An 8,540-nucleotide genomic window follows, 5' to 3' on the forward strand; every position below is an offset into this window, starting at 1 on the left:
GGGCAGCGTCCGCTACGTCACGTTCGAGCGCGGCGCGATCTACTGGTCGCCGGAGAGCGGCGCCGAACCGGTCACCGGCGAGATCTACAAGGCTTGGGGGGCGCTCGGTTTCGAACGCGGAGCGCTCGGACTGCCCACCAGTGGGGAGATCCAGGAGCCGCTGTGGATCGTGCAGAACTTCCAGCACGGCACGCTCAACTTTGATCGTGAGAAGGGCACGGTGACAAGGGTTTTCGACGGTATCTCGGTCGAACTGCCCAAGCCCACCGTCGACGCTCCGCCCATCCAACTCGAGCGGTTCACGCCGCCCATCAGCCCCTGAGAGCTACATCCACCAACGCTCGAGCACGCGCGCGACGCCGTCGTCGTTGTTGGTCGCGGTGACCTCATCGGCCGCCTCCAGCGCCTCAGGATGGGCGTGGCCCATCGCAACGCCGAGCCCAGCCCATTCGAGCATCGGCACGTCGTTGGGCATATCGCCGAATGTGACGACCTCCTCGGCGGAGATGCCCAGCGGCCGGGCCACATCGGCCACACCGGTGGCCTTGCTGATGCCCGACGGCATCACCTCGATCAGGCCGTTGTTTGTCGAATAGGTGATATCCCCTATGCCCGCAACGTGTTCGGCGAGTGCGGCGGCCATGTCGGCGCTGCGCGCGCCGGCCTTGCGGACGAGCAGTTTGATCGCGGGCGCGCTGAGCAGGTCCTCGAGCGACACCTCGGTGTTGTCCGGGTTGAGCCACGCGTGTTCGTAACCGGGTGAGCTGACGAACTGCGGCGTTGCGGCGTCGTGGGCGCTGCGGCCCACCCGCTCGACGGCCAGGCCCGCCCCCGGAATGACCCGCGTGGCGATGTCGGCAAGCTCACCGAGCAGGTCGGCGCTCAGCGTGTGCGCGGATACGATGCGGTCGGTCGCCGGGTCGTAGAGGACGGCACCGTTGGCGCACACCGCCATCGGGGCGAAACCCAACGCGTCGACGACCGGCTGTACCCACCGCGGCGGACGGCCCGTGGCAAGCACGAACTTCGTCCCCGCCTCCACCGCGGCGGTCACCGCGGCCTTGGTGCGCGGCGAGACCTTCTCGTCGTCGTCGAGGAGCGTGCCGTCCACATCGGTGGCGATCAGCAGAGGCAAGGTCATCGCTTCGCTTCCCGCAGCGCACGCTTGCGGGCGCGCTCGGCCAGTTCCGCCTCGTCGAGCGCCTTCGCCTCGCCCAGCGTCGGCGCCGAGCCGCCGAGGCGGCGCGGCACCCAGTACGCGCCTTGTGGGTGCGGGTAGTGGCGCTGCGCCTCGTGCAGCTGTTCGGTCATCGCCGAACGCAGGTCTTGCAATGTCTGCTCCATCGTCTCGCCGGCCCGCATGGGGTTACCCACCTGCACCGTGATCGGAATCTTGGTGCGGCCGAGGTGGCGGGGATGATCCTTGGTCCAGATCCGCTGCGCGCCCCAGACGATGAGCGGGACGATCGGCACGTCGGCATCGCGGGCCATGCGCGCGGCTCCGGTCTTGAAATCCTTGAGCTCGAAGCTGCGGCTGATGGTGGCCTCCGGGTACACGCCGACGAGCTCGCCGGCGCGCAGGCGCTCCACCGCGACGGTGTACGCACCGGCCCCCGCGTGGCGGTCCACCGGGATCGTGCCCGTGTGGCGGATCAGGAAGTTGATGACCTTCACTTCCTGCATCTCCTGTTTGATCATGAAACGCAGGCGCCGCTTGCGATAGTGCACCGCCAGAGCGGCGGGCAGCCAGTCGACGTAGCTCGTGTGGTTGATCGCGATCACCGCGCCGCCGCTGGCGGGAATGTTCTCCAGTCCGCGGTAGGTGATCTGGAGTCCGTCGATCCTGACCGCCGCCTTGACCAGAACCTCGAGCGAGTAGAAGACGGGCTCCATGGGCGCTACCCCGGTGCCCCACCGGGATCGGCACGTTGGGCGCGCCGCGCGGCCTTCTCGGCAGCCTCCTCGGCGTCCATGCGGTTGGCCTCGGCGAGCGTCGGCGCGCCCCCGCCCAGTCGGTGTGGCACCCAGAATTCAGCGGCCGGGTGCGGGCCGTACTCGTCCTGCACCCGCTCGAGCAGGTGCTGCATGCGCGAGTGCAGCAGCGCCGTCAGGTCCGCCGCGGGCAGAGTCGGCTCGATCGGCTCGCCGACCGCGACCGAGATCGGCACCTTCGGTCGCCACATCTTCTTCGGGTGGCCCTTGGTCCAGATCCGCTGAGCACCCCACACGATGTGCGGAACGATCGGCACACCCGCAGCGATCGCCATGCGGGCGGCTCCGGACTTGAACTCCTTGATCTCGAAACTGCGGCTGATGGTGGCCTCGGGATAGACGCCGACCAGTTCGCCTTCCTTGAGCTTGAGACACGCCTGGGAGAACGAGTCGGCGCCGCTGTCGCGGTCCACCTCGATATGACGCAGGCTGCGCATTATCGGACCGGAGATCTTGCTGTCGAAGACTTCCTTCTTCGCCATGAAGCGGACCTTGCGGCCCAGGCCCTGCCGGTAGGCGGGCAACCCGGCGAAGGTGAAGTCGAAATAACTCGTGTGGTTGATGGCGACGACCGCGCCGCCTGTGGTGGGCAGGTTCTCGACACCGGTGACGGTGAACTTGAGCCCCTGCACGCGCCAGATCAGCCGCGCCAGCTGAATGACGGTGCCGTATACGGGTTCCACATCAGGCAGCCTAGTCGCGCGGCACGGTGGGGTGTGTCGAGCGTGGCACGAGGAGGGTCGGTCGGCGGGATAGACTCGCCGCGGGCAACCACATTCGCAGGAAGGGTATTTGTGCAGGTCACCAGCATCGGCCACGCGGGATTCCGCATCGTCACGGCGGCCGGGAGCATCCTGTGTGATCCCTGGGTGAACCCGGCGTATTTCGCGTCGTGGTTCCCGTTCCCCGACAACAGCGGGCTGGACTGGGATGCGCTCGGCGACTGCGACTACCTGTACGTCTCGCATCTGCACCGCGACCACTTCGACCCGAAACTGCTGCGCGAGCACGTCAACAAGGACGCGATCGTGTTGCTGCCGGACTATCCGGTGCCCGATCTGCGCCGCGAGCTCGAGAAGCTGGGGTTCCACCGGTTCTTCGAGACCACCGACTCGGTGCGCAACACGGTGTCGGGACCCAAGGGCGACCTCGGTGTGATGATCATCGCGCTCCGCGCCCCCGCGGACGGCCCGATCGGCGACTCGGGCCTCGTCGTCGACGACGGTGAAACGGTTGCTTTCAACATGAACGACGCACGGCCCGTCGACCTCGACGTCGTGCACGCCGACTTCGGCCACGTCGACGTCCACATGCTGCAGTACTCCGGCGCCATCTGGTATCCGATGGTCTACGACATGCCCGCGCGCGCCAAGGAGGCGTTCGGTGTACAGAAGCGTCAGCGCCAGATGGACCGGTGCCGACAGTACATCGCCCAGGTGGGCGCCACGTGGGTCATCCCGTCCGCGGGCCCGCCCTGCTTCCTCGACCCCGAGCTGCGCGCCCTCAACGACGACCACGGCGATCCGGCCAACATCTTCCCCGACCAGATGGTGTTCCTGGACCAGATGCGCACGCACGGCCACGACGGCGGGCTGCTGATGATCCCCGGTTCGACCGCGACTTTCACCGGCTCGCAACTGGATTCGCTGACCCACCCGCGGCCCGACGACGAGGTGGAATCGATGTTCACCACCGGCAAGGCCGACTACATCGCCGATTATGCCGAGCGGATGGCACCGGTACTCGCCGCGGAAAAGGCCGGCTGGGCCGACGCGGCGGGCGAGTCGCTGCTGGAGCCGCTGCGCACCGACTTCGAACCGATCATGATCCAGAGCGACCAGATCTGCGACGGCATCGGCTACCCGGTCGAGTTGAGGCTCGGTCCCGAGACGGTGGTGCTCGACTTCCCGAAACGGGTTGTCCGTGAGCCGATTCCCGAGGAGAAGTTCCGCTATGGCTTCGCAATCCCGCCGGAGTTGGTGCGCACCGTCCTCCGCGACAACGAACCGGACTGGGTCAACACCATCTTCCTGTCCACCCGGTTCCGGGCGTGGCGGGTCGGCGGGTACAACGAGTACCTCTACACCTTCTTCAAGTGCCTGACCGACGAGCGGATCGCCTACGCCGACGGCTGGTTCGCCGAGGCGCACGACGACACCGCCTCGATCACGTTGGACGGATGGGAGATTCAGCGGCGCTGCCCACATCTGAAGGCCGACCTGTCGAAGTTCGGCGTTGTCGAGGGCTCGACACTGACCTGCAATCTGCACGGGTGGCAGTGGAACCTGCAGAACGGCCGTTGCCTGACCACCAAGGGGCACGAACTTCGGAGTGAACGGAAGTGAGTGCCCCGCAACAGCTTTACGACGACGGCATGATCCAGGTGGACCGGGAGGCGGTCACGTTGCGCCGCTACCACTTCCCGTCCGGCACATCGAAGATCATCCCGCTGCGCGCGATCCGCGGGTACACGGCCTCACCTTTGAACTGGATGCACCGCTACCGCTTCTGGGGCAGTTCGGATCTGCAGCGCTGGCTGCCACTGGATGTGCGCCGCCCGCTGAAAGCCACCCTCGTCACCCTCGACGTGGACGGCAACCGCTGGCGCCCGGCGTTCACCCCCGAGCACCCCGACCAGTTCATCGCGGTGCTCGACGAACTGCTCAAGGACTAACGACCGCTTCGCCGCAACCGCCGCGCGGCCAGCAGCCCCACTCCCGCCGTCGCCACCCACGGACCGGCCACCAGGACCGGGTCCAACCACATGTGATTGGCATCGGTACGTTTGCTTTGCGCGCGGGCGGCCAGACCGTTGTGGGTGAACTCGGCCTTGACGCCGGTCTCGGTGATCGGGTTGTCGGGGCGCAGGCTGACCAGCGACTGAATATGGTGCTCGACGGCGTCCACGCGGTCGGCCAGGATCAGCAGCAGCCAGTGTGCGGCGCGGCCCTCGCTGTACTTGCGGTAGGAGTAGCGCCGGATCGCGCCCGAGAGTCCGCGCGGCGGCGTCGACGTACCGAAAACCGGTGTCAGGAACTGATGTTCGATGGAGCGCTCGCGGGGCCACTTTTCGGGCTGGCGCTCGGGGAAGTCCCAGCGGGCGCCGGTGTCCATCGCCTTGAGCTTCGGCACCGACGGCCGGTCGGCCGGGTCGAGGTCGGCGCCCCAACCCGGGATGCGCGCCCGCAGATCATCGGAGGTGGGTACGGGTGGATGGTCGGCGGTGTAGGTCATGATGATCCTTTCAGGCGGCATTGGGCACGATGACCGGCTTGATGCAGTCGTCGAGCTTGGCGGAGAAGATGTGGTAGCCCTCGGCGATGTGCTCGAGCGGGATACGATGCGTCACAATGTCATTGGGCTTGAGATAGCCGTTTTGGATGTGCGAGAACAGCCGGGGCCACTGCCGCTTGACCGGGCACTGGTTCATCCGCAGCGTCAACCCCTTGTTCAGCGCGTCACCGAACTTGACCGCGGAGAAGATCGGCCCGTAGGCGCCCATCACGGAGATCGTGCCGCCCTTGCGGACGCCGTCGATCGCCCAGTTCAGCGCAACCGGCGAACCGCCCTGCAGCTTGAGCTTGGCCGCGGTCACGTGCTGCAGCAGGTTGCCGTCGGCCTCGGCGCCGACCGCGTCGATCGCAACGTCGGCGCCCAGATAGCCGGTGGTCTTCTTCATTTCGACGACGATGTCGTCACATTCGGCGAAGTTGATGGTCTCCGCATGCGCGAAGGTGCGGGCCTTCTCCAACCGGTACTCGAGGTGGTCGACGACGATCACCCGGCCCGCCCCCATCAGCCACGCGGATTTCGCGGCATACAGGCCGACCGGCCCGGCCCCGAACACTGCCACGACGTCGCCCTCGACGATGTCGCCGAGTTGCGCGCCGAAGTAGCCGGTGGCCAGCGCGTCGGTGCACATCAGCGCGTCCTCGTCGGTCATCCAGTCCGGGATGAGCGACGGGCCCACGTCGGCGAACGGCACCCTGACGAACTCCGCCTGCCCGCCGTCGTAGCCGCCGCAGGTGTGCGAGTAGCCGTAGATCCCGCCGACGGCCGTCGCGTTCGGGTTGACGTTGTGGCAATTGGAGTACAGTCCGCGGGCACAGAAGTAGCAGGAACCGCAGAAGATGTTGAACGGCACCATGACCCGGTCGCCGACCTTGAGATTCTGCACCGACGAACCGACCTGCTCGACGACACCGATGAACTCGTGGCCGAAGGTCATTCCGACCCGGGTGTCGGGCATCATGCCGTGGTAGAGGTGCAGGTCCGAACCGCAGATGGCCGCGAGTGTCACCCGCACGATCGCGTCGTTCGGATGCTCGATCGGCGGAATGTCCTTTTCTTCCACCCGTACCTTGTACGGGCCGCGGTAAACCATCGCCTTCACGGCGTGCCTCCTAGAGTCGGGATGCGATCGCTTTACCCGTGTGTGGGCACGCGAAACACCCGGCTCCGGCGCGCGGACTACTTCGCGGGCGCCAGCAGATCCGTGCCGACGTAGGGCACCAATGCGGCAGGCACCCGCACGCTGCCGTCGGGCTGCTGGTGGTTCTCCAGGATCGCCACCAGCCACCGCGTCGTGGCGAAGGTTCCGTTGAGCGTCGCGGCGGTCTGCGGGCGCCCGTTCTCGTCGCGGTACCGCACCGCGAGCCGGCGCGCCTGGAACGTCGTGCAGTTTGACGTCGAGGTCAGCTCACGGTAGGTCTGCTGCGTGGGAACCCAAGCCTCGCAATCGAATTTGCGTGCCGCCGACGATCCTAGGTCGCCCGCGGCGATGTCGATGACGCGATAGGGCACCTCGATCTCGGCCAGCATCTGGCGCTGCCAGCTCAGCAGGCGCTCGTGTTCGGCCTCGGCGTCCTCGGGTTTGCAGTAGATGAAGCCCTCGACCTTGTCGAACTGGTGCACCCGGATGATGCCGCGGGTGTCCTTGCCGTGGCTGCCCGCTTCGCGCCGGAAGCACGACGACCAGCCCGCGTAGCGCAACGGTCCGCCGGACAGGTCGAGGATCTCGTCGGCGTGGTAGCCGGCGAGCGGGACCTCCGAGGTGCCGACCAGATACAGGTCGTCGGCCTCGATCCGATAGACCTCTTCGCTGTGCGCGCCGAGGAAACCGGTGCCCGCCATGACCTCCGGGCGCACCAGCACCGGCGGGATCATCAGCGTGAAGTCGTTCGCAGTGGCCAACTTCACCGCCAGTTGGAGCAGACCCAGCTGCAGCAGGGCGCCCGCCCCCGTGAGGAAGTAGAAGCGCGCCCCGGAGACCTTGGCACCGCGTTCGAGGTCGATGAGCCCCAGCGACTCACCGATCTCGACGTGGTCCTTCGGGTTGTCGAGGTGTGGCGGCTCCCCGACGGTGTCGAGCACGACGAAGTCGTCCTCGCCGCCGGCGGGCACCCCGTCGATGATGACGTTCGACAGCGCCATGTGGGCCGCGGTGAACGCCCGCGCGGCTTCGGCTTGTTCGGCCTCGGCGGCCTTGACCCTCTCGGCGAGCTGCTTGGCCTGCTCGAGAAGTGCGGGCCGCTCGTCCGGCGATGCCTTGCCGACCTTCTTGCTCGCGGCTTTCTGCTCGGCACGCAGATTGTCGGCCGCTGACACCGCGGCCCGGCGGGCGGCGTCGGACTCGAGCAACACGTCGACGAGACCGGGGTCTTCTCCGCGGGCGCGTTGCGAGGCACGGACGGCATCCGGGTTTTCGCGCAGCAGCTTGAGGTCGATCACGGGCGCAACCCTACTGGTCCAACCCCCTGGCCAGCACAACCGCATAACTTTACAACTGCATCACTTGTCACAGCACCTGACACGCCTGTCACAATGGAGCAGATGTTGGACGCACCCGATCGCCCAATCGGCGAGGACGCACACGCCGATCTGCAGCGAGGCGACACTCCGGCGTCGGAGCGGGTGGCGTGGTGGACCAGTCTGCACGCCACGCCGACGCGCCGGGCGCTCGTGCTGACCGCGCTGGGCGGCTTGCTGATCGCGGGGCTCATCACCGCCCTGCCGCAGACCGAGGGCGCCAGCGGCCTGACCGCGAGCACGATCTCGCTCGGCCCGCGGGGCAACGCGACGTTCGAACACGCCAAGGCGGGCGACTGCCTCAACTGGCCCGACCGCACACCCGACGCGGCCGAGATCGTCGACTGCGGCAAGGAGCACCGATTCGAGGTCGCCGAGTCCGTCGACATGCGGACCTTCCCCGGCAGCGAGTACGGGCCGGAGGCGGCGCCGCCGTCGAGCACCCGCATCCAGCAGATCAGCCAGGAGCAGTGCTCCACGGCGGTGAAGAACTACCTCGGCCCGCGTTTCGACCCGAACAGCCGCTTCACGGTGAGCATGCTGTGGTCGGGCGACAAGGCCTGGCGCCAGTCCGGTGAGCGCAGGATGCTGTGCGGGCTGCAGTTGCCCGGCCCGAACAATCAGCAGCTGGCCTTCGCGGGCAAGGTCGCCGAGGTTGACCAGTCCAAGGTGTGGCCGGCCGGCACCTGCCTGGGTATCGACCCGACGACGAACCAGCCCACCGACATCCCGGTCGACTG

The 8,540-nt window shown here is 67.3% G+C and carries 10 protein-coding genes; 4 read left to right on the forward strand and 6 right to left on the reverse strand.

All coding sequences use genetic code 11. The features are described from left to right. Positions 1–322: LGFP repeat-containing protein (locus A5650_RS02420; RefSeq protein ID WP_502687038.1), on the forward strand; the 322-nt coding region annotated here is incomplete at its 5' end. Between the two features lie 3 nt (positions 323–325). Here the strand turns inward: A5650_RS02420 and A5650_RS02425 are convergent. From A5650_RS02425 to A5650_RS02435, 3 genes are read right to left on the reverse strand one after another with little or no spacing between them, the layout of a single operon-like run. Next, positions 326–1,141, reverse strand: a complete 816-nt coding sequence (locus A5650_RS02425; protein ID WP_067285926.1) for a Cof-type HAD-IIB family hydrolase — start codon at positions 1,139–1,141, stop codon at positions 326–328. Then, positions 1,138–1,893: a lysophospholipid acyltransferase family protein gene (locus A5650_RS02430; protein ID WP_067285928.1), complete on the reverse strand. Its 756-nt coding sequence runs from the start codon at positions 1,891–1,893 to the stop codon at positions 1,138–1,140. Before A5650_RS02430 ends, A5650_RS02425 begins: the two co-directional genes overlap by 4 nt. Before the next feature lie 5 nt (positions 1,894–1,898). Then, on the reverse strand, positions 1,899–2,675 hold the full coding sequence (locus tag A5650_RS02435; RefSeq protein WP_067285930.1) for a lysophospholipid acyltransferase family protein: 777 nt from the start codon (positions 2,673–2,675) through the stop codon (positions 1,899–1,901). Positions 2,676–2,786: 111 nt separating this feature from the next. Here A5650_RS02435 and A5650_RS02440 point away from each other — a divergent pair, with 111 nt between their 5' ends. Beyond that, complete coding sequence (locus A5650_RS02440; protein ID WP_067285936.1) at positions 2,787–4,337, forward strand: MBL fold metallo-hydrolase; 1,551 nt, start codon at positions 2,787–2,789, stop codon at positions 4,335–4,337. Further along, positions 4,334–4,666, forward strand: a complete 333-nt coding sequence (locus tag A5650_RS02445; RefSeq protein WP_067285938.1) for a hypothetical protein — start codon at positions 4,334–4,336, stop codon at positions 4,664–4,666. Before A5650_RS02440 ends, A5650_RS02445 begins: the two co-directional genes overlap by 4 nt. Here the strand turns inward: A5650_RS02445 and A5650_RS02450 are convergent. From A5650_RS02450 to serS, 3 genes are all read right to left on the reverse strand, one after another. Continuing rightward, entirely contained in the window at positions 4,663–5,226 is a 564-nt protein-coding gene (locus A5650_RS02450; RefSeq protein WP_067285944.1) for a hypothetical protein, read from the reverse strand. The two genes, A5650_RS02445 and A5650_RS02450, sit on opposite strands and share 4 nt — an antisense overlap. 10 nt (positions 5,227–5,236) lie before the next feature. Beyond that, a complete protein-coding gene (locus tag A5650_RS02455; RefSeq protein ID WP_067285940.1) occupies positions 5,237–6,385 on the reverse strand; it encodes a zinc-dependent alcohol dehydrogenase in 1,149 nt (382 codons plus the stop codon). Between the two features lie 77 nt (positions 6,386–6,462). Then, the gene (gene serS / locus A5650_RS02460) at positions 6,463–7,722 is read right to left on the reverse strand and encodes a serine--tRNA ligase (RefSeq protein WP_067285942.1); all 1,260 of its coding nucleotides are present in this window, start codon (positions 7,720–7,722) and stop codon (positions 6,463–6,465) included. A 93-nt stretch (positions 7,723–7,815) separates the two neighbouring features. On the opposite strand from serS, the gene A5650_RS02465 reads away from it, so the two are divergent. After that, positions 7,816–8,540, forward strand: a 725-nt coding sequence (locus A5650_RS02465) for a septum formation family protein (RefSeq protein ID WP_197501771.1), incomplete at its 3' end; no start/stop codon positions are given.

Origin of the sequence: Mycobacterium sp. 1164985.4, from assembly GCF_001668575.1 — a bacterium.
Classification (GTDB): Bacteria; Actinomycetota; Actinomycetes; order Mycobacteriales; family Mycobacteriaceae; genus Mycobacterium.